At 62.7% G+C, this 19,687-nt stretch carries 18 protein-coding genes; 9 read left to right on the forward strand and 9 right to left on the reverse strand.

Annotation, left to right across the window (positions count from 1 at the left end; all coding sequences use genetic code 11):
- Positions 1–225: 225 nt before the first annotated feature.
- Complete coding sequence (locus ACI3KW_RS20365; RefSeq protein WP_404849604.1) at positions 226–2,076, forward strand: ABC transporter ATP-binding protein; 1,851 nt, start codon at positions 226–228, stop codon at positions 2,074–2,076.
- Positions 2,077–2,107: 31 nt separating this feature from the next.
- On the opposite strand, the gene ACI3KW_RS20370 is transcribed toward ACI3KW_RS20365, so the two are convergent.
- On the reverse strand, positions 2,108–4,078 hold the full coding sequence (locus ACI3KW_RS20370; protein ID WP_404849605.1) for a putative bifunctional diguanylate cyclase/phosphodiesterase: 1,971 nt from the start codon (positions 4,076–4,078) through the stop codon (positions 2,108–2,110).
- 217 nt (positions 4,079–4,295) lie between these two features.
- Here ACI3KW_RS20370 and ACI3KW_RS20375 point away from each other — a divergent pair, with 217 nt between their 5' ends.
- Positions 4,296–6,812 carry a glycosyl hydrolase 2 galactose-binding domain-containing protein gene (locus ACI3KW_RS20375; RefSeq protein WP_404849606.1) on the forward strand — a complete coding sequence of 839 codons (2,517 nt, stop codon included), beginning with the start codon at positions 4,296–4,298 and terminating at the stop codon, positions 6,810–6,812.
- Positions 6,813–6,940: 128 nt separating this feature from the next.
- The gene (locus ACI3KW_RS20380) at positions 6,941–7,855 is read left to right on the forward strand and encodes a DMT family transporter (protein ID WP_404849607.1); all 915 of its coding nucleotides are present in this window, start codon (positions 6,941–6,943) and stop codon (positions 7,853–7,855) included.
- On the opposite strand, the gene ACI3KW_RS20385 is transcribed toward ACI3KW_RS20380, so the two are convergent.
- The 5 genes from ACI3KW_RS20385 to ACI3KW_RS20405 all read right to left on the reverse strand — a co-directional run bounded on the left by ACI3KW_RS20385 (position 7,852) and on the right by ACI3KW_RS20405 (position 11,690).
- Positions 7,852–8,148, reverse strand: a complete 297-nt coding sequence (locus ACI3KW_RS20385; protein WP_404849608.1) for a CcdB family protein — start codon at positions 8,146–8,148, stop codon at positions 7,852–7,854. The two genes, ACI3KW_RS20380 and ACI3KW_RS20385, sit on opposite strands and share 4 nt — an antisense overlap.
- On the reverse strand, positions 8,148–8,378 hold the full coding sequence (locus ACI3KW_RS20390; protein WP_404849609.1) for a type II toxin-antitoxin system CcdA family antitoxin: 231 nt from the start codon (positions 8,376–8,378) through the stop codon (positions 8,148–8,150). The genes ACI3KW_RS20385 and ACI3KW_RS20390 overlap by 1 nt, the downstream gene beginning before the upstream one ends.
- Before the next feature lie 51 nt (positions 8,379–8,429).
- Positions 8,430–9,716 carry an NAD(P)/FAD-dependent oxidoreductase gene (locus ACI3KW_RS20395; protein WP_404849610.1) on the reverse strand — a complete coding sequence of 429 codons (1,287 nt, stop codon included), beginning with the start codon at positions 9,714–9,716 and terminating at the stop codon, positions 8,430–8,432.
- Positions 9,717–9,797: 81 nt separating this feature from the next.
- Positions 9,798–11,156, reverse strand: a complete 1,359-nt coding sequence (locus ACI3KW_RS20400; RefSeq protein ID WP_404849611.1) for an FGGY-family carbohydrate kinase — start codon at positions 11,154–11,156, stop codon at positions 9,798–9,800.
- An 84-nt stretch (positions 11,157–11,240) separates the two neighbouring features.
- On the reverse strand, positions 11,241–11,690 hold the full coding sequence (locus ACI3KW_RS20405) for a universal stress protein (protein WP_404849612.1): 450 nt from the start codon (positions 11,688–11,690) through the stop codon (positions 11,241–11,243).
- A gap of 156 nt (positions 11,691–11,846) precedes the next feature.
- On the opposite strand from ACI3KW_RS20405, the gene ACI3KW_RS20410 reads away from it, so the two are divergent.
- Together ACI3KW_RS20410 and dusA are read left to right on the forward strand one after the other, a co-directional pair.
- Entirely contained in the window at positions 11,847–12,659 is an 813-nt protein-coding gene (locus ACI3KW_RS20410; protein WP_404849613.1) for a class I SAM-dependent methyltransferase, read from the forward strand.
- A gap of 58 nt (positions 12,660–12,717) precedes the next feature.
- On the forward strand, positions 12,718–13,752 hold the full coding sequence (gene dusA, locus ACI3KW_RS20415) for a tRNA dihydrouridine(20/20a) synthase DusA (RefSeq protein WP_404849614.1): 1,035 nt from the start codon (positions 12,718–12,720) through the stop codon (positions 13,750–13,752).
- Here the strand turns inward: dusA and ACI3KW_RS20420 are convergent.
- A complete protein-coding gene (locus tag ACI3KW_RS20420) occupies positions 13,749–14,435 on the reverse strand; it encodes a TIGR02281 family clan AA aspartic protease (RefSeq protein WP_404849615.1) in 687 nt (228 codons plus the stop codon). The genes dusA and ACI3KW_RS20420 overlap by 4 nt on opposite strands.
- A gap of 65 nt (positions 14,436–14,500) precedes the next feature.
- Positions 14,501–15,361, reverse strand: coding sequence for an adenosylcobinamide-GDP ribazoletransferase (locus ACI3KW_RS20425; protein ID WP_404849616.1), 861 nt, complete (start codon positions 15,359–15,361; stop codon positions 14,501–14,503).
- A gap of 65 nt (positions 15,362–15,426) precedes the next feature.
- Between ACI3KW_RS20425 and cobT the strand changes: the two genes are divergently transcribed.
- Both cobT and ACI3KW_RS20435 read left to right on the forward strand, forming a co-directional pair.
- The gene (gene cobT / locus ACI3KW_RS20430; RefSeq protein WP_404849617.1) at positions 15,427–16,449 is read left to right on the forward strand and encodes a nicotinate-nucleotide--dimethylbenzimidazole phosphoribosyltransferase; all 1,023 of its coding nucleotides are present in this window, start codon (positions 15,427–15,429) and stop codon (positions 16,447–16,449) included.
- 132 nt (positions 16,450–16,581) lie between these two features.
- Complete coding sequence (locus ACI3KW_RS20435; protein WP_404849618.1) at positions 16,582–16,890, forward strand: HigA family addiction module antitoxin; 309 nt, start codon at positions 16,582–16,584, stop codon at positions 16,888–16,890.
- Here the strand turns inward: ACI3KW_RS20435 and ACI3KW_RS20440 are convergent.
- Positions 16,887–18,416 carry a sensor histidine kinase gene (locus ACI3KW_RS20440; protein ID WP_404849619.1) on the reverse strand — a complete coding sequence of 510 codons (1,530 nt, stop codon included), beginning with the start codon at positions 18,414–18,416 and terminating at the stop codon, positions 16,887–16,889. The genes ACI3KW_RS20435 and ACI3KW_RS20440 overlap by 4 nt on opposite strands.
- A gap of 119 nt (positions 18,417–18,535) precedes the next feature.
- Here ACI3KW_RS20440 and ACI3KW_RS20445 point away from each other — a divergent pair, with 119 nt between their 5' ends.
- Together ACI3KW_RS20445 and ACI3KW_RS20450 are read left to right on the forward strand one after the other, a co-directional pair.
- Positions 18,536–19,078: a thermonuclease family protein gene (locus tag ACI3KW_RS20445; RefSeq protein WP_404849620.1), complete on the forward strand. Its 543-nt coding sequence runs from the start codon at positions 18,536–18,538 to the stop codon at positions 19,076–19,078.
- Positions 19,079–19,205: 127 nt separating this feature from the next.
- Positions 19,206–19,685, forward strand: coding sequence for an Lrp/AsnC family transcriptional regulator (locus ACI3KW_RS20450; protein WP_035097566.1), 480 nt, complete (start codon positions 19,206–19,208; stop codon positions 19,683–19,685).
- Positions 19,686–19,687 lie beyond the last annotated feature (2 nt).

Genomic DNA, 19,687 nt, shown 5'->3' on the forward strand with positions numbered 1-19,687 from the left:
GGTTCTTTCTTCTCGCCAAGTGGACGGCATGGGGACGAAGGCACTACAAGCCGCGACACGCTGCTCCTCTGGCCAATTGCGGGCGTATCGAGCGCGGTATCCAAATTTCCCGTCCGGCTTTACGCGCCATCGGTCAGTTCTGCCTTGACCTCAACCATGCTTGAGGTCTTAGAGGCTCTGGCCATGAACGCTGGGCCCGCGGGCCAGAAACTATGGTGAATAACAATGTTGCGTTGGTTTGAACGGCGCCTGGAAGCCTACCCCTCGACGGAACCAACCGAGCCGCCCAAGGGCTTGCTGGCGTTCTGCCTCTATTACAGCCAGGGCGCCAAGAAGTGGCTGGCGCTGATGGCGTTTGCCGCCGCGGCCGTGGCCATCGGCGAAATCATCATCTTCGGCTTTATCGGCGATGTGGTGAACTGGCTGGCCGGGGCAAATCCCGACACCTTCCTGCAGACCGACGGCTGGAAGCTCGCCCTTATGGGCGCGATGGTCATCTTCGTCCTGCCAGCATTCGCGCTGGTGTCGACGCTGACCATGCACCAGACCCTGCTGGGCAATTTCCCGCAGCGCATCCGCTGGATGAGCCATCGTTACCTCATCCGCCAGTCGATGAGCTATTTCCAGGATGAGTTTGCCGGCCGCATTGGCGCCAAGCTGATGCAGACCTCGCTCGCGGTGCGCGAAGTGGTCATGAAGCTGCTCGACATGCTGGTCTATGTCGTCGTCTACTTCACCGGCGCGGTGATCCTGGCGGCTTCGGCCGATTGGCGGCTGGCCATTCCGTTCCTGGTCTGGCTCGCCGCCTATGTCTCGATGATGTTCTATTTCATCCCCCGCATGGGCAAGATTTCCCAGGCGCAGGCCGATGCGCGCTCGATGATGACCGGCCGTATCGTCGACAGCTACACCAATATCGCCACGGTCAAGCTCTTCAGCCATTCCAATCGCGAGGAGGGCTATGCCAAGGAGGCGATGGACGAGTTCTTGGACACCGTCTACCGGCAGATGCGGCTGTTCACCGTGCTCAACATGCTGGTGCTGTGGTCCAATGCGCTGCTGCTCTTTGCGGTAGGGGCAACCGGCATCTGGCTGTGGATGCAGGGGCTGATGAGCCCGGGCGCGCTGGCCGTCTCGCTGGGCCTCGTCATGCGCTTCCAGGGCATGAGCCAATGGGTGATGTGGGAAATGTCGGCCCTGTTCGAAAATATCGGCACGGTCAAGGATGGCATTGCGTCGTTCTCGCTTCCCCGCGTCGTCTCCGATGCTCCGGGCGCCCAGCCCATCGGCCCCGTCAAGGGCGATATCAAGTTCGAGAATGTCTCGTTCCACTACGGCAAGAAAACCGGCGTGATCGACCATCTCAACCTGCATATCCGCCCGGGCGAAAAGATCGGCCTGGTCGGCCGCTCCGGCGCGGGCAAGTCGACCATCGTCAACCTGCTGCTCCGTTTCTACGATCGCGCCGATGGCCATATCTTCGTGGATGGGCAGGACATTGCCAAGGTCACGCAGGATAGCCTGCGCGCCAATATCGGTGTGGTGACGCAGGACACCTCCCTGCTGCACCGCTCGGTGCGCGACAACATCGTCTATGGCCGCCCCGACGCGACCGAGGAGATGATGCGCGAAGCCGCCGACCTTGCCGAGGCCACAAGCTTCATCGAGGGGCTGAGCGACCTGCAGGGTCGCAGGGGGTTCGATGCCCATGTCGGCGAGCGGGGCGTCAAGCTCTCGGGCGGACAGCGCCAGCGTATCGCCATCGCCCGCGTTCTGCTCAAGAATGCGCCGATCCTGGTGCTCGACGAAGCCACCTCCGCCCTCGACAGCGAGGTCGAGGCAGCGATTCAAGGGCAGCTGCAATTGCTGATGAAGGGCAAGACGGTGATCGCCATCGCCCACCGTCTCTCCACCATCGCCATGATGGACCGTCTGGTCGTGCTCGATAAGGGCGTCGTGGTCGAGCAGGGTACCCATGCCCAATTGCTCGAAACCGGTGGCATCTATGCCAGCCTCTGGCACCGCCAGTCGGGCGGCTTCATCGACGCCGACCAGCCCGAAGAAGCGGCGCAATAATCCAGACGGGCCCTGCCATCGCGGGGCCCGTTTACTTTCCGGCGCCGAACAGGCGATTGCGGCTGGCCTGCCAGCCCGGCTGCGGGCTCGATAGCTTTTCCAGCATCATCTGCTGGGTCATCGGCCGGCCAAACAGATAGCCCTGCATCACCGAGCCGCCCAAGCCCAGCAAGGCCTCAAGCTGTTCCTCCGTCTCGATCCCTTCGAACACGCAGGACACACCCAGATTGCGGCACAGATCGATCGTGGTCTTGATAATGGCGCGACTGGTCGCGTCGCTATTGACCACGGCCACGAAGCTGCGGTCGATCTTGATGCGGTCCAGCGGCAGTTTCTGCACATGCGTCAGGCTCGAATGGCCGGTGCCGAAATCATCCAGCGCAATCCGCGAGCCCAGCGCCAACAGCGCCAGCAGCGCCGCATTGGCCTGTTGCATATCGCCCATCACCGCCGTTTCGGTGATTTCAAAATCGATCCGGCAGGGCGTTCCCGCCTTCCCGATCAGCGACACGATGCCCTCGATAGCCGTCATCGAGCTGACGTCATGCGCCGAGAGGTTGACCGAGAGCCGCATCGGCGGCGGCAATTGGTCGATCACCGCCAGGGCCTTGCGCACCACGGCCTGCGTGATCTTGGGCACGATGCCGGAATGCTCGGCCATCGGAATGAAATCGGCTGGCGATACCTCACCCAATACCGGACTGCGCCAGCGCGCCAGCACTTCGTAACCGGTGACGCGGTCGAGCGAGATATCGAATTGCGGCTGGAACAGCACATAGATTTCCTCATCGAGGTCGGCCGTGTGCAGGGCGTGCTCCATGGCGCGCACCCGGCTGATTTCCTCCTCGTGCCGCGCGGAGAACACCACGGCGCCCCCCCGCGCCTCCCGCTTGGCGACCGAGGTCACATAGTCGGCTCGATCGAACAGGATTTCGGCCCGGTCTCCGGGTTGCGACAGCGCCACCCCGGCCGACGCCGTGACATGCAAGCTCGCCTCGGCAAAGACGAAAGGGCGCCGCACCACTGCGCACAATGTCTCGCCCCAGGCGGCAGCCTGCGTCTCGGTACGCGGTTCGTCGCAAATCAATCCGAACTGGGCATTGTCGAGCCGGGCCACATACGCGCCCAGCGCGCGGGTGCGGTTGGCGACTTCCTGCAGCACACGATCACCCGCGGCGTGGCCGAAAATCTCGTTGACCGATTTGAACTTGTCGAGATCGAGCCGCGCCACGCTCAGCCGTTTGCCAGCGGCGGCAGCCGCATCCAGCCGCGCCTGCAATTCGCGGTGAAAAGTGTGCCTGTTGGGCAATCCGGTCAGGCTATCCAGATGCGCCAGCCGCTCGTTTTCCGCATAGAGGTTTTGCGCCTCATCCTGCTGCCGCGCCGTCTCCGAACGGGAAGCGACAAGAGCTGCGAAATCACGCGAATTGCCCGCCACCACCACCAGCAAGGCCAGGGTGATCAGCAGCAGATTGATCGCCAGCACCACCAGTACCGGATTGCCGCTAAAGGCGAAAAAACCAAAGAACGGCAACAGCACGCCCAATGCCGACAAAGCCGCTGCGACCCGCAGATAGCTGAGGCAGAACAGACAGCAAATGCTGGTAATGGCCATGTAGAACACCACATGCGCCTGCTGAAAGGCATCGCCATGCGGAAACAGCGCCAGCGCCCAGGCCGAGAACGCCAGCGACAGCGAAATGGCCACATAGGTCGTGCTGGTGAGCAAGGCAGCGGCTTGCTCGCCCGTCAGATCGCTATGCCGCTTGCTCCACCACATGCCCAGCCGCGCAAGGCACGCCAGTATGAGCAGGCAGGGCACGCCATAGCGCAACAGGGCCGGCGCCGCGCTCTGCGTTACGGCCAGCAGAATGCTGTTGGCCACGAGGATGGCATAAAGCACGGGAGCCTGGCGGATGAAGGAGCGCGCCTGGGCCAGCGCAAGCTCCTGGTCTTTCGGCCGCGGGGCATAGCGCCCGGCCAATCTGTCAAATAGCGACATGGTCTACGAGCCCCCTCGTCGGGGCATATTACGCAATCAACCCCTAATACATCGGTAACCCGTGCTGACCTAGTTGCCGGCTTCCGCAACGTTGCAAAAATCTGCTTTCGCCCATTGGCGATTCGGTCCGAACAGGCTAAAAACCGTTTCCGAAATCGATTGCATAAGCACTTCGCAAGGACAGATGCCCGCTCGCGGCGTCTTGGAGGAGATCTCAATGTCAGCACCGGCCTATTCCGCCCTCGATCTGGGCGGCGTCTTCAACCTGTCCTCACCGACCAGCGATATCGCGGTGCCGATCACGCTGCCCGGCGATGTGCATTCGGCCCTGCTGGCAGCCGATCGCCTGCCCGATCCCTATTACGGCGAAAACGAAAAAACCGTCATGTGGGTCGGTGAAACGGCCTGGAATGTCGAACGCGATTTTACCGCAACGGCGGCCGATATCGAGGGCTATCTGACGCTGACCCTGGCCGAAGTCGATTGCATCGCCACCATCCTGCTCAATGGCGAGATCATCGCCAAAACCCAGAATTCTTTCGTCCGCAACGATATCGACGTCACCGGCAAGGTCCGTGTTGGCGAGAACACATTGCGCATCGAATTCGACATCACCCCCGATGTCGCCAAGGCCCGTGCCGACGCGCACCCATTCCCGATCCCCTTCACCAAGAATTACCAGACCAACGGGCTGAAGGGCATCCACATGAATTTCGTCCGCAAGGCCGCGTGCCATGCGGGTTGGGATTGGGGCATCTGCCTCATGCCCATCGGCGTCTATGGCACCATGAGCCTGCGCAAATCGCGCCTCGCTCGCCAGGATAGCGTGCAGGTCGATCAGGCCCATGGCCAACACTCGGTCGAACTCGCCATCAAGACCCACCTCTTCGCCTTCGCCCACGGAGAGGTCGAGATCGAACATTCCATCGATGGCCAGACCATCACCGACAAGGTCGTGGTCAACAAAGGCGACAATGTCGTCACCCACAACCTGACCATCCACAATCCCAAACTGTGGTGGCCAGCCGGGCAGGGCGCCCAGCCGCTTTATGAGCTCGTGACCAATCTCGAAGGCGAAAAGACCACCCGCAAGATCGGCCTGCGCAAGCTCGAATGGGTCATCGAAAAAGACGAGATCGACCACACGTTCAAATGCCGCATCAATGGCCGCGACATCACCATGATGGGTGCCAATTGGATTCCGGCCGACGCCATCCCATCCCGCATCACCCCCGCCGTCATTCGCGACCTGCTCGATAGCGCCAAGGCCGCCAATATGAACATGCTCCGCATCTGGGGCGGCGGCCAGTATGAGCCCGACTATTTCTACGATCTCTGCGACGAACTCGGCATCCTGCTCTGGCACGATTTCATGTTCGCCTGCATGAGCTATCCCTCGGATCGCCCATTCCTCGACAATGTCCGCACCGAAATCACCCAGCAGATCCGCCGCCTCTCGCACCACGCCGCCATCGCCCTGTGGTGCGGCGACAATGAAGTGATCGGCTCCCTCGGCTGGTACGAGGAAACCAAGGCCGCGCCTGAGCGCTACGTCGCCAATTACGACCGCCTCAATTCCATGCTCGGCAATATCGTCGAGGACGAAGACCCCATCCGCCGCTTCTGGCCGTCTTCGCCCTCCATGGGCTACCTCGATTTCTCAGACGGCTGGCATGCCGATACCCGTGGCGACACCCATTATTGGGACGTCTGGCACTCGGCCAAGAGCTTTGAGGCTTATCGCACCGTCAATCCGCGCTTCGCGTCTGAGTTCGGCTTCCAGTCCTTCACCTCGATGAATGTCATCGAGACCTTCACCGAGCCCAAGGACCGCAATCCGTCCTCCCCGGTGATGGAAAACCACCAGCGCAATGCTGGCGGCAATGCCCGCATTCTCGAAACCATGACGCGCTATTTCCGCTTCCCGCGCGATTTCGATCAGATGGTGTTTTTGAGCCAAATCCAGCAGGGCCTCGCCATCAAGACCGCCATCGAATATTGGCGCTCCACCAAGCCGCGTTGCATGGGCACGCTCTATTGGCAGATCAACGACATCTGGCCGGTCGCCTCCTGGTCGAGCCTCGATTACGGCGGGCAGTGGAAACTGCTGCAATATATGGCCAAGCGCTTCTTCCTGCCGGTCAATGTCGTCGCCGTGCCCGAGCACGACGTAGTGCTCAAGAATTCGCGCGGCACCCCCGTCGAAGGCGCGCCGCCCGACCGCATCGTCTTCAAGGGCATCAACGATACCGCCCGCCCGGTCAGCGTCGCGCTTGAAATTCGCGCCGTCAAAATCGGCGGCGGCGATCGCGTCGTGTCATCCACCAATGCCGCAATCGGCCCAGACGCCGCCCTCGCTCTCGCCAGCGTGGATTTTGCCGATCTGGCCGAAGACGAGTTCCTGTTCTTCTCCTGGAAGGACGCGTCGGGCAAGCTGCTCGGCGAAAACGACTATTTCCCCAAGCCCTACAAGGCTTACGAGCTGGTCACGCCCACTGTCACCGCCGAATGGTCGGAGCGCGACGGCGCTCCGCTGCTGACGCTTGCGACCGACAAGCCGGCACTCTTCGTCACTGCCTCCGTCGATCTGCCCGGCTATTTCTCCGACAACGCCCTGACGCTGCTGCCCGGCCGCAAGACCGAACTCACCTTCACCCCGCGCCATGGCGCTACCGCCTCGGTGACAGCCCTGTCGGCCAGCCTCAAGCTGCGCACGCTGGCCGATACGTTCTAAAACCACAAAGCGCCCGGCCGGACCATCCGGCCGGGCGAAATATCCTCCGCCGACATTGACATCGCCCCACCGATCTTCCAACGCTGGGCGGCAGCCGCGCACTCCCCGCGCCGCCATCTGGACCTGCCATGTCGACGAATATCGCGCCCATTGAGGAGCGCCGCCTGCTGGGTATTGGGCTCGTGTTCTGTGCCTATTTCCTGTTCACCTGTCTCGACAGCTCGGCCAAGTGGCTTGGCCTGATCGGCCTGCCGGCGCTGCAGATCATGTTCGCGCGCTATGTCATCCATCTTGGTATCGTCACGGCGATCAACCTGCCGCGCCAGGGCGCCGCGCTGTGGCGCACCCGCAATCTCAAGATCGAAATTCTCCGCTCCGGCGCCCTGATCGGCTCGACGCTGTGCAATTTCACCGCCGTGCGGTACCTGCCGCTGACCGTCACCGGCGCCATCACCTTCACCACGCCGCTGATTATCTGCGCGCTCTCGGTCTTCCTGCTGCGCGAGCATGTCGGCTGGCGCCGCTGGACCGCGATTGCCGTCGGCTTTCTCGGCGTCCTGATCATCGTGCGTCCGGGCAGCGAAACCTTCCACCCTGCCACGCTGCTCTCCCTGGGCGGCGCCTGCTTCTACGGGCTTTACGCCCTGCTGACCCGCAAGCTGGCGGGCGTGGATTCGGTGGCGACCCAGCAATTCTATGGCGCCGCCCTGGCGACCATCGTGCTCCTGCCCTTCGCCTTCTTCACCTGGCAATGGCCAGTCAACCCGCTGCAATGGCTGGTCTTTATCGGCATCGGCGTGATCGGCTTCACCAGCCATCAATTCATCACCGTCGCCCACCGCTTCGCTCCGGCCTCGACGCTGGCGCCCTTCGCCTATGTCCAGATTGTCTTCGTCGCCATCATCAGCTGGCTGGTTTTCCAGCAACCGCCCGACCTCTGGTTCTATCTCGGCGCCCCCGTCGTGATCCTCAGCGGCTTCTACCTCTGGCTCCGCGAACGCCAACTGGCCAAGCCGGTCACGCCGGTGGCGGAGGAGGGCTAGAAGCCGTAAAATGCCATATCGAGTGCGGCGCTGATCTCGTCGGCATATCCGACGAGCGAGCCCATTGATGGTCCAAGCTCAGAAGTAGGAACCGCAGCGAGATACTGCGTCACCATAACCAGCCGCTCGCCATCGACAACGAATATGGGATTGAGCCGGCGCGCTGGGCTTGGTGCTTGATCTGGCGGCATGAGCGGCACCAGCAGCCGCGTATTGAGGCCGGATAGCACGCTTGCCTGCACATCAAGATAGGTCTGCCCATCGGTGTCTCGGCAGATGTCAAACCGCGCCATCAAAAGACGCGGTATTTGGCGAGTGGGAGCCCATACTTCTCGACATAATCGTTGGAGCTTTGAATAGCCTCGGTATTCTCAACCTGCCAAAGCCGTTCCTTCTCCGCACGGACAGCCGTCTCAATGCCAGTTTCTGCCGCCCGCGAGATGTTGAGCCCCAGCCCCTTGGCTTCATCCAGCAGCGTCTGGTCGATCGTCACATTGGTTGCCCGCCGAACCGCATTGGCCATGTCTGCCTCCGTCTTTCGCGTAGAATATGCGCATGTTAATGCGCATACAAGCTATTTTATTTCCTCGATCGGCGCCTTTTTGGTCGCACCGCCCTGCGTGATCAGCCGGGCGCTGCGCTGGCCGCTGAGGTAGATCCACAGCCAGCTCATCGCTACAAACAGCCGGTTCTTGGTGTCGATCAGGAAATAGATATGGGCCAGCCCCCATACCCACCAGGCGATCCAACCCTTGAGCCGGATCCAGCCAAAATCGATCACTGCCGCCCGCTTGCCGATCGTGGCGATGTCGCCCGCATGCTTGTAGCGGAACGGCTTGGCGCTATTGTCACCCGCCAGCCGCGCCTTGATGACATTGGCCGCATGCCGCCCGCTCTGCTTGGCCGCGTCGCCCACGCCGGGCACCGGCTTGCCATCGGGCATGGCAATGCTCGCGGTGTCGCCCACCACAAACACCTCCGGCAGCCCCGGCACGCTCATATCCGGCTCGACCCGCACTCGCCCGGCCCGATCCGGCTCGACGCCCAGCCACTTGGCGGCCGGCGACGCCTGCACACCGGCGGCCCAGATGATCGTATTGGCCTCGATCCGCTTGTCGCCATAAACCACGCCATTGGCATCGACACTGGTCACCGCCGCGCCCAGCTCCACTTCAACGCCCAGCCTCCGCAGCGCGCCCAGCGTGTATTCCGACAGCTCCGGCTTGAAGTTGGCCAACACCTTCTGGCCGCCCTCGATCAGGACTACGCGCGCTTTTTCCGGCTCAATCACGCGGAAATTGTCTTTGAGGCTGATCTTGGCCAGCTCGATAATGGCGCCAGCCAGTTCTACGCCAGTCGGCCCGGCCCCAATGATAACGAAGGTCATCAAGGCTTGTCGCTTGGCCGGATCACTCTCCCGCTCCGCCGCCTCGAACGCCAGCAACAGCTTGCGCCGAATGGTCGTGGCGTCTTCCAGCGTCTTGAGCCCGGGCGCGAATTGCTCCCATTCGTCATGCCCGAAATAGGCATGCCGCGCGCCGGTGGCGATGATCAGGCTGTCATAGGGAACAGGCTCTCCGTCCTCGATCGCAACCGTCTTGGCTGCGGTATCGACACCGGTCACCGTGGCGAGCAGCGTTCGCACATCATCCCGCTTGCGCAGAATGCTGCGGATCGGCCAGGCGATTTCCGAGGTGCTGAGCGAGGCTGTCGCCACCTGATAGAGCAGGGGCTGGAACAGATGGTGATTGCGCCGGTCGATCAGCGTCACGTCCACATCGGCGCCGGCCAGTGTTTGCGCCGCCGACAAGCCGCCAAAGCCGCCGCCGATAATGACAATTCGGTGCTTGGCGGCGGTCATATCAAGTCTCCTTGTGTGCTGCTGTTGAGCTAAGCACACAAGGTCCGCTTCACAACAGCGCTTGCTGCAAGGCTCGTGTGCTTAGAGTTTGGCGAGCCAACTCCTGGCATAAGCATCAAAGCCGTCTGCCGCGAGTGGTTCCAGCACCACGCCTGCCTTTGCCGTTCCGGCCTGCCCGCCAAACAGCATGGCCGCGCCAAGGCTTGTCCCGGTCGCGTCACCCGATGCCGTCACCGGCACACCTGCCAGCGTCGACAGCGCCCGCCCGAACAGCGTGTTGCGCGCCAGCGGCCCTTCGATGACGATTTCGCGCCCCAGCCCGCTCAAATCGAGGCATTGCCGCGTCACCAGCGCCAGATACAGCGCCACCGCCGCACTGCGCTCGCCAATGCTCAAGCCAGCCGGATTATGCGTCCAGCGCCCCTCATGATGGGGGTAGGGCCCCACACCGGGCGTAAAGCTCGGCAACGCCTGAATTTCCGCTACGATGATCTTGGCAATATCAGCCTCGGAAGGCTCGACCGCCCCCGGCACCAACATGTCGAATTCCCGTCCGCCCATGAACCGCGCCGTCGGCACCGGGCGGCCAAAGGCGTCCACATTAGCCAGGCTGTCCCGCTCGGAATCCAGCCGCCCGGTATCCCCGCCCACCGTCATGGCAATGGCCCAGGTGCCCGTGGACAAAATGGTGAACGGCGCCTGCCGCGTCCCCAGATGCGGCACGAGTGACGCATTGGAATCGTGAATGCCGCAGGTCACCGGCGTCGTCACCGGCAGCCCCGTCGCCGCCGCCAGTTCCGGCAGCAGATTTCCCAAAACCGACGCAGCCGGCTTCACCACCGGGAACAGCCCCCGCCAGCCCTCATTGCTCACCAGGGAGGAAAAATCCGCCTTGTCCGGCGCCCACAAATCCGTGTGGCAGCCCAGCGACGTCACTTCGCTCGCCGCCACCCCGGTCAGCCGCCAGGCATAATATTGCGGATAGGTCAGAATCTGCCGCACCTGCGCAAATTGCTCCGGAAAAGTCCGGCTCTGCCAGAAAATCTGCGCCCCAAGGTTGAGCCCATTCGGCAGGCGCGGCGACAAGGTCTCGCTGAAATCGGGCCGCGCCTCGGCATAGCCAGCCACATCACCCGGCGCACCGTGCTCATAATCGAGCACGGGCAGGGCCAGCCCATCATCCCCGATCAGCGCGGCGGTCGCGCCATGCGTGGTGATCGAAATGCCATCAATGCCGTGTTCGGCATGCAATTCGCCAAGGCTCTGCAGAATGAACGCCCACAGCCGCTCCACATCGGCATGCGGATAAAGCCCGTCCCGCTTGACCGTATTGGGCGTGCTGCGCGCCCCGATCTGTCGCGCATCGTCGCGGTCGATCAACACCACCTTGGCATTGGTCTTGCCGATATCGATGACGGCGATGAAACGGGGCGTGGTCATGGTCTGGCGCTCGCTTGAATTTGCAGCGGCAATACTGCAATTCCGCGTCTTGCGCCAGCGCTAACATGTTAGTGCAGGTCTGCGTTATTTGACGACCAGAACCGGAATGTTCGAATGCGCCAGCACCTCCGCCGCCTGGCTGCCGAGCAAGAGCCGCCCCAGCCCGCGCCTGCCATGCGAACCCATCACGATCAGGTCCGCGCCCTGCCTTTTGGCCGTCTCCAAAATGCCGTCCGCCGTCTCGCTATCGGGCACATGCAATGCCTCGATCGGCTGCCCCGCTGCGGCCGCCGCTTCCTTCGCCGCACCCAGAATTCGGGCGGCGCCTTCTTCCTTGGCGCGGTTCAATTCATTGATCACGGTCGTAGTATTGACCTGCATCATCTCCGTGCCCGAGGTGAGGATCAGCGACGGATCGCTCACAGTCACCGCGATCAACTTGGCCTTGAGCTGGCCCGCCAGCCCCAGCGCGTGACGAAAGGCCTTGTCGGACAGTTCCGACCCATCGATGGCGACGACAATGCGCTGATACATCTCACGTTCTCCTGGTGCCTGGCGGCTATTAGCATAATGCTTATCTGGCTCGCTTGATCCAGCCCAATCCGACCGGATCATTGCCCCGCCACCCGATCGGCGCTATCGTCACCGGGACTTCAAGCGAGCCATCAAACGGGTAACGGGTGATCGGTCGTGCTGGAAACTGACAAGGTCTTTGCCGGCTCGATCCCGGAAAACTACGACCGCTACATGGTGCCGCTGATTTTTGAGGCATACGCCGCCGATATGGCGCGGCGCGCCGCCTCCTTGTCGCCCAGTGCCGTCCTCGAAACCGCCGCCGGCAGCGGCGTTGTCACGCGCGCTTTGGCGCCGGTCCTGCCCCCGGGCGCCAGCTATCTCGTCACCGACCTCAACCAGCCAATGGTCGACTACGCCGCCTCGCAACAACCTGCCGACCCCCGGATCACCTGGCGCCAGGCCGATGCCCTGGTGCTCCCCTTTGAAGATGCGGCCTTCGATCTGGTCTGTTGCCAGTTCGGCGCCATGTTCTTTCCCGACCGCGTCGCGGGCTATCAGCAAGCAAGACGCGTCCTCAAGCCCGGCGGGCATTTCATCTTCAACGTCTGGGACCGCATCGAGCAAAACATCTTTGCCAATGACGTGACGAACGCCCTGGCCGAAATCTTCCCCAATGATCCGCCGCGCTTCCTGGCCCGCACGCCGCATGGCTATCACGACAAAGCCCTGATCCGCCGCGAGCTGGAGGCCGCCGGTTTCACCGATATCGCCATCGAAACCAGAGCCGAACAAAGCCGCGCATCCTCCCCGCGCATTCCCGCCATCGCCTATTGCCAGGGCACGTTGCTGCGCAACGAAATCGAGGCCAGAAAGCCGGGTGAACTGGCCTCCGTAACCGACATAGTCGCTGCCGCGCTGGCGGCCAGGCATGGCAGCGGTGCGGTCGCCGCACAGATCCAGGCACACATAATCGTGGCCCTGGCCTGAACGTTGGGCTATTTCCCTCCCACGAAAACCCTATATCAAGGCGGCAACTGAGCCCCATATGCGACGCCTGTCGCGGCTGTGGATCGAAAAGCATAGTGCGATGAACAGGTTAGACAGAAAATTTTCCGTGGCGCCGATGATGGACTGGACGGATCGGCATTGCCGGTTCCTCCATCGCCAGCTGTCGCGCCATGCTCTGCTGTTCACCGAAATGGTCACCAGCGCCGCCATCGTGCATGGCGATGCGCAGCGCCATTTGCGCTTCGACCCGCTCGAGCAGCCCGTCGCCCTGCAGCTGGGCGGCTCCGATCCGGTCGAACTCGCCGCCGCTACGCGCCTTGCCCATAAAGCCGGCTATGTCGAGATCAATCTCAATGTCGGCTGCCCCTCCGATCGCGTCCAGTCGGGCCGGTTCGGCGCCTGCCTCATGGCCGAGCCGGACCTCGTGGCCGAATGCGTCCGCGCCATGCGCGACGCCACCGATCGCCCGGTAACGGTCAAATGCCGCATCGGCATCGATGATCAGGACACCGAGGAAAGCCTTGATCGCTTCGCCGACACCATGGTCGCGGCGGGCGTCGACGCTCTCTATGTCCACGCCCGCAAGGCCTGGCTCAAGGGCCTCAGCCCCAAGGAAAACCGCACCATCCCGCCGCTCGATTATGATCGCGTGCACCGCCTGCGCCCGCGTCTGGCCCCGCTGCCCGTCATGATCAATGGCGGCATCGAAACGCTGGAAACCGCCGAGGCCGAACTCGCCCATATGGATGGCGTCATGCTGGGCCGCGCCGCCTATCACAATCCCATGCTGCTGGCGCAGGTCGATAGCCGCTTCTTCGGCGCAACCACTCCGCCGGTCACGCTCGAAGCCATCATGCAGGCTATGGCCGACTATGCCCGGCGCGAAGCCGGCAATGGCACCCGCGTCAACAACATCACCCGCCACATGCTCGGCCTCGCCAACGGCCTGCCCGGCGCCCGCCAGTTCCGCCAGATTCTGAGTGTGGATGCCTGCAAGCCCGGCGCCGACGCCTCGGTCATCCTGCGCGCCTATGAAGCGGTGGATCGTCCCGCTCTCGCGGTCGCCAGCTAGTCGACCAATTCCAGCGAGTTCTGCGTCACACTGTAGCGGCTGAGCGTTTCCAGAAACGTCATGCCCAATAGGCTGGTTTCCAGCGCCGCTTCTTCGGTGACGAAAGCGACTACGCCCTGGCGCACGATGCCGCCAACCTCAAGCTGGTCTAGCTTCACCCGCGCCGCCTGGCCCATGCCATTGGCTGTCGAAACGGGAATGGTGAAGCGCAGATTGGCCGTATCGATACCGGCCTCCCGCGCATCGGCCAGCGTCAACACCACCGCGCTCGCGCCCGTATCGAAGATCATCGGCGTCCTATGTCCGTTGATCGTCGCGGCGATCTCGAAATGCCCGCCAATACCGCGCCGGAATGTCGCCGTGCCCCGCTCGGCATCCACCAGCGCCACGCCCGGCTGAAGTTCCCCGGCCACCCGGCCTGCAATGCCCGTAAGCTCATCGCGATAGGCATAGCTCAGCATGGCGACGCCAAAAATGCCCGCCCACAGCAGCACGCCGCCAAACAATTCGGAAAATTTCCTTCGCCGCGAGAACACGCCCGCCGCGATGACGATGAGAATGACCACCAATGGCACGAGCCGCGCCGTCTGCTCCTGGCTCAGTCCCACCAGGGTGCCCGCATCGGCATTGATCATCAGGGTGATGGCGGCCACGATCAGGATGGCGATGCCGATAAAGATCATGCCTGTGCCATCCCTTTTCGTGCGTTCAAGCCGATAAAGTCATTTCATGCGGTAATTTCAAGGCCTCAGCCGCGTGCGAAAACCAAAAGTCCCGTGAACGCCGCAATCTCGATCAGCGCCGCCAGCGCCCCGATCAGGTCGCCGCTCTGCCCGCCAACCAGCCGCTTGCACAAAGCCGTCCAGCCCAAGGCGGTCCCCACGCTCAGCACAATGGCTAGCACCAGCCCCGCTATGCTCGACGCCGGCCCGCCCAACACGAACAGCAACACCGCGGCAAACACCATGCCCACCGCAAAATTGCGCCAGCTCAATCGCCCCGCCGTCGCCGAAGCCCCATCCCGCCGCGCCGGGGCCAGTGCCACCGCCACCCACAGCGCCGCCGACCGCCCGACAATGCTTGCCGCCAGCCAAGCCGCCCCCGCCGCCAGCGGGCCGGTCTCCGCCATCGATCCCACCGCCATCACCCGCAGCACGAGAAACAGGCACAGCGCCGCCACCCCATAAGTGCCGTGCCGGCTGTCCTTCATGATCTCGAGCCGCCGCTCGGGCATGTGCCCGCCAAACAGGCCATCGGTCGCATCCGCCAGCGCATCCTCGGCCATCGCACCACTCGCCAGCACCATGGCCCCAACCGCCAGCGCCGCCGCAAAATAGGCCGGCAGCCCAACCAGCACCCCACCAATCAGCAGCGCCACCGGCCCAATGCCGATCGCCACGCTCGCCAGCGGCAGCGCCATGGCAATCCGCCCCAGATCGGGCTTCTGATGCGGCGAATCCCCCGTCGGCAGCCGCGAGAAAAATCGCAGCGCCATGATGAAATCGTCCTTCAGCCCGATACCCGCCGCCGGCTCATGCGGCACGCTGGCCTCACGCGCGGCGGCGTCAATGCTGGGGGAGGGGTCTTGGACTGGCTCGTCGCCGTTCAATTGCTTTTCATCCCGTTCTGCGCAACAAGTCCGCACCTTCCTAGCACCCTGCCGCCGGACCTGTCATGCCCGCCCTCAACCCTGCCTATGCCGATGTCCTCGAACTTTTGACCATCGTTCCCGATGGCGACGAAGCGGCCGTCGCCGCAGTGCGCGCGCGCGATTCCCAGCTCACCAAGCCCGCCGGCTCGCTCGGCCAGCTCGAAACTCTGGTCGAATTCCTCGCCCGCTGGCAGGGTCGCGCCAAGCCGCGCCTCGACAATCCCATGGTCACCATTTTCGCCGGTAATCACGGCGTCACCGATCAGGGCGTCTCCGCCTTCCCGCGCGAAGTCACCGCGCAAATGGTCGCCAATTTCACCAATGGCGGGGCCGCCATCTCCCAGATTTGCGCGCTGCATGAAATCAATCTGCGTGTGTTCGAGCTGGCGCTGGAACTGCCCACCGGCGACATCACCCAGGAAGCAGCGCTCGACGATCGCATGTGCGCCGCCACCATTGCCTATGGCATGGAAGCCATTGCCGGTAAGCCCGACCTGATCTGCATCGGCGAAATGGGCATCGGCAACACCACCGTGGCCGCCGCCATCTTCGCCGCCCTTTATGGCGGCACCGGCGCCGATTGGGTCGGCCGTGGCACCGGCATCGACGATGCCGGCCTCACCCGCAAGGCCGACGCTGTCGATCGCGCCCTGGCCCTGCACAAGGACGAGCTCGACCATCCCCTGGCCATCCTCGCCCGCCTCGGCGGCCGCGAAATCGCCGCCATGCTCGGCGCCTTGCTCGCCGCCCGCCACCAGAAGGTCCCGGTCATCGTCGATGGCTTCGTCGCCACCTCGGCGGCGGCAATCGCTCACGCGATCAACCCGGCCGCCATCGATCACTGCCTCTTCGCCCACATCTCCGCCGAATCCGGCCACGTCCGCGCCCTCGCTGCCATGGGCCAAAAAGGCCTGCTCGACCTCGGCATGCGGCTAGGGGAGGGGAGCGGCGCCGCCCTCGCTGCAGTGCTGGCCAAGACCGCCCTGCACCTGCACAACAACATGGCCACCTTCGAAAGCGCTGAAGTCAGCGGCAAGGCTAGTTAGGCTGGCAACTAAAACTCGGTGTCGCCCCGGCGAAGGCCGGGGCCCATCCTGAGATTTTAGGCTAAGCTGTCATCTCAGGATGGATTCCGCCCTTCGCCGGAAGGACACCGTTGGTAACAGGGTGAATGAGCCATGTTGATGACAGCGCGCAAGCCGGCGACAATCGGCGAGATATTGACTGAGGAATTCCTGGGTCCGTTGGGCCTGACTCAGGCCGCGTTGGTTGACGCAATGGGCGTGCCGCGCAGGCACGTTAACGAGCTTTGCAACGACCGACGCTCCGTTACCGCTCCGACGGCGCTCATTCTGGCGCGCGTCTTCGGCAATAGTCCCGATTTCTGGCTGAATGTGCAGCGCCGCTCCGATCTGTGGAACGCGATGCACGATCCGCATGAGCGCAAGCGGGTCGAACGCGCCCACCCGCTCGTCAACGCCGCCTAACCAGCCTCGGAGTAAATCTCCAGCCGGTTCTTCTTCTCCACCACCGGAGCCAGCGCATCCATCACCCGCGCACGGGGGAAGGTGGCGATCACCTCGGTGCCGAAGCGCAGCTTGGAGAACAGGTCGAACCTGCCCTGATGCAGTTCCATGATCTTCTGCACGATCGGCAGGCCCAGGCCAGCGCCCTGTTCGGCGGTCTTTTGCGCCAGCGAGCCCTGGCCGAATGAGGACAGCACCGTGGCGATTTCGTCCTCGGGAATGCCCGGTCCATTGTCCTTGACCGACACCAGCTGGCCACCATCGCCGCTACGCGTCACTACCAGCGTCACCTTGCCGTTTTGCGGCGTGAACTTGATGGCATTGCTCAACAGGTTTAGCACCACCTGGCGGATGGCGCGCTCGTCGCCCCATAGCTTGGGCAGGTTATTGCCGACATTATAGGCCAGCTCGATGCCCTTGGATTTGGCGCGCAACTCCATCATGCGCCGGCAATCCTCGGCAATATCGACCAGCGACACGGCCTCTTCATTGAGGTCGTACTTGCCCGCCTCGATCCGGCTGAGGTCGAGCAATTCATTGATGAGGTTGAGCAGGTGCTGCCCGCTGGCGTGGATATCGCCGGCATATTCCTTGTACTGCGGCACCTGATGGGTCCCCAGCAGCTCCGATTTCAGCACTTCGGAAAACCCGATGATCGCGTTGAGCGGGGTGCGCAATTCATGGCTCATCGTGGCCAGGAATTGCGATTTGGCGATATTGGCCTGCTCGGCATGGCGCCGTGCCTCATCCGACATCTGTCGGGCTTCCTCGAGCTCGTTGATCAGCGCGTCCTTTTCGGCCTGGTGCGTGATCGTTTCCAGCTCTGATTTGTGCAATTGCCGCGCCAGGTAAACGAAGAAAACCTCACCGCAGATTGCCACCGCCGCCAGCGTATAATTGAGCGTGCCGCCCACTGCGATCAGGTTTGCCGACACCGTCAGCGTCACCGGCAGCGTGCTCATCAGCGTCGCAGGGGGCAGGGTATTGGTGGTCACCGCATTGGCAGCCACGCTGACCAGCACCATGGCGAACATCACCGGCGTCAGCGTCTCGGCCGGTGCCACCAGCGTAAATAGCGCCAGCAGCGACCAGGACAGGCCATAGATCATCTCGCCGGCGATGAACGTGGTGGTCCAGTTGGTGGCGTTGAACTTGGCCGGATCGCTGCGCCGGAACCGGCTCGCCACCATCACCACGATCAATAGGCCCAGCAACACCGCTGCGGCCCATAGCGTGGTGAAAACCACCGGAACCCAGAGGCTGGCAACAACGGAGAGAATGACCACGATGGCGGCCATCGGCAAAGCCGCCGAGATGCGCGATTGCGCATAATCGTGCAGCAGCTCGAAATCATAGGACGCGCGTGTACCCGAACTCGACATCAAGCGTTGCCGCGCGTCGAGAACGGTTTTTTGCGCCGTGCGCTTGCCGTCGCGCCCCATTTGCGAGCGAACGTCAGCGTCGATGACAGCCGACTGAAGCGGCATGAAACTTTTACTCGTTACTAAATGATGCGAACCAGAAACGCATTCGCTACGCTCACGGTCAAAACACTAGCGGCGCGTAGTTAACGGGTGGTGAAATCCTGGCTTCATATAAACGTTGGATGCGACCCTTCCGCGGGCGCTTCGGAGCCGTGCTGGCGATCATCCTGTTGGGTGGTGCCGCGGCCGTCGCGGCTTGGCTCGATCCCGCGCCGCCGCCCATTGCCGGCAATGCCCGTGCCAGCGATGGCGATAGCTTCCGCCTGGGCGACGAGCGCGTGCGCCTTCTCGGCATCGATGCTCCCGAATATGCCCAGACTTGCGATGATCGTAACGGCAGGCAATGGCCCTGCGGCCGCACGGCTCGCGACCGGATGGCCCAATTGCTCAAGTCCGGCAAGGTCGATTGCCGCCCTGAAGATCACGACCAATATGGGCGCCTGCTGGCCGTCTGCACTGTCGGCGGCAAGGATATTGCCGCGACCATGGTCGCCGAGGGGCTGGCGATTTCATCTGGCCGCTATTGGGGCGAGGAACAGTCCGCCCGCTCAGCCAGCAAGGGGATTTGGGCCGGCGGTTTCGACACACCGCGTCATTGGCGCGACGATCATCCACGCCCCAGCAGTTTATTTGGTTGGCTCGGCAGCCTGTGGCCACAAACATGATCATTACGATCATCTTTAAAAGAGGAAGATTATTGCGTTTGACTGCCGGGTGTGGCAGTTAATCTGCCAAATTCAGGACGGAATGGCGTTGTCCTGGAAATCTCATTTCGCGGGGGCGTTTATGGCATTGGACAAGATCGACCGGAAAATTCTCACGCTTCTGCAAAAGGATGCGACCATGCCGGTGGCCGAAATCGGCCGCAAGGTGGGCCTTTCGACCACCCCATGCTGGCGCCGTATCCAGAAGATGGAAGAAGATGGCGTCATCCAGCGCCGCGTCGCCGTGCTCGATCCGGCCAAGGTCAATGTCGGCGTCACCGTGTTCGTCTCGGTCAAGACCAACGAACACAATGAAGGCTGGATGCGCAAATTCGCCGGCGTCATCGACGAATTCCCCGAAGTCGTGGAATTCTATCGTATGAGCGGCGATGTCGATTACCTGATGCGCGTGGTCGTGCCCGATATCGGCGCCTATGACACCTTTTACAAGCGCCTGATTTCCAAGATCAACCTGACCGATGTCAGCTCGGCCTTCGCCATGGGGCAGATCAAATACACCACGGCGCTACCGCTCGACTTCGCCATCGTCGTCGACGACGACAAGTAGAT

The organism is Devosia sp. ZW T5_3 (assembly GCF_044987315.1).
GTDB lineage: Bacteria > Pseudomonadota > Alphaproteobacteria > Rhizobiales > Devosiaceae > Devosia.

Excerpts from the sequence above, each read along its gene's own strand:
- ACI3KW_RS20365 (WP_404849604.1), top strand. The coding sequence starts at position 226 with ATGTTGCGTTGGTTTGAACGGCGCCTGGAAGCCTACCCCTCGACGGAA.
- ACI3KW_RS20370 (WP_404849605.1), bottom strand. The coding sequence starts at position 4,078 with ATGTCGCTATTTGACAGATTGGCCGGGCGCTATGCCCCGCGGCCGAAA.
- ACI3KW_RS20375 (WP_404849606.1), top strand. The coding sequence starts at position 4,296 with ATGTCAGCACCGGCCTATTCCGCCCTCGATCTGGGCGGCGTCTTCAAC.
- ACI3KW_RS20380 (WP_404849607.1), top strand. The coding sequence starts at position 6,941 with ATGTCGACGAATATCGCGCCCATTGAGGAGCGCCGCCTGCTGGGTATT.
- ACI3KW_RS20385 (WP_404849608.1), bottom strand. The coding sequence starts at position 8,148 with ATGGCGCGGTTTGACATCTGCCGAGACACCGATGGGCAGACCTATCTT.
- ACI3KW_RS20390 (WP_404849609.1), bottom strand. The coding sequence starts at position 8,378 with ATGGCCAATGCGGTTCGGCGGGCAACCAATGTGACGATCGACCAGACG.
- ACI3KW_RS20395 (WP_404849610.1), bottom strand. The coding sequence starts at position 9,716 with ATGACCGCCGCCAAGCACCGAATTGTCATTATCGGCGGCGGCTTTGGC.
- ACI3KW_RS20400 (WP_404849611.1), bottom strand. The coding sequence starts at position 11,156 with ATGACCACGCCCCGTTTCATCGCCGTCATCGATATCGGCAAGACCAAT.
- ACI3KW_RS20405 (WP_404849612.1), bottom strand. The coding sequence starts at position 11,690 with ATGTATCAGCGCATTGTCGTCGCCATCGATGGGTCGGAACTGTCCGAC.
- dusA (WP_404849614.1), top strand. The coding sequence starts at position 12,718 with ATGCGACGCCTGTCGCGGCTGTGGATCGAAAAGCATAGTGCGATGAAC.
- ACI3KW_RS20420 (WP_404849615.1), bottom strand. The coding sequence starts at position 14,435 with ATGATCTTTATCGGCATCGCCATCCTGATCGTGGCCGCCATCACCCTG.
- cobT (WP_404849617.1), top strand. The coding sequence starts at position 15,427 with ATGCCCGCCCTCAACCCTGCCTATGCCGATGTCCTCGAACTTTTGACC.
- ACI3KW_RS20435 (WP_404849618.1), top strand. The coding sequence starts at position 16,582 with ATGTTGATGACAGCGCGCAAGCCGGCGACAATCGGCGAGATATTGACT.
- ACI3KW_RS20440 (WP_404849619.1), bottom strand. The coding sequence starts at position 18,416 with ATGCCGCTTCAGTCGGCTGTCATCGACGCTGACGTTCGCTCGCAAATG.
- ACI3KW_RS20445 (WP_404849620.1), top strand. The coding sequence starts at position 18,536 with ATGCGACCCTTCCGCGGGCGCTTCGGAGCCGTGCTGGCGATCATCCTG.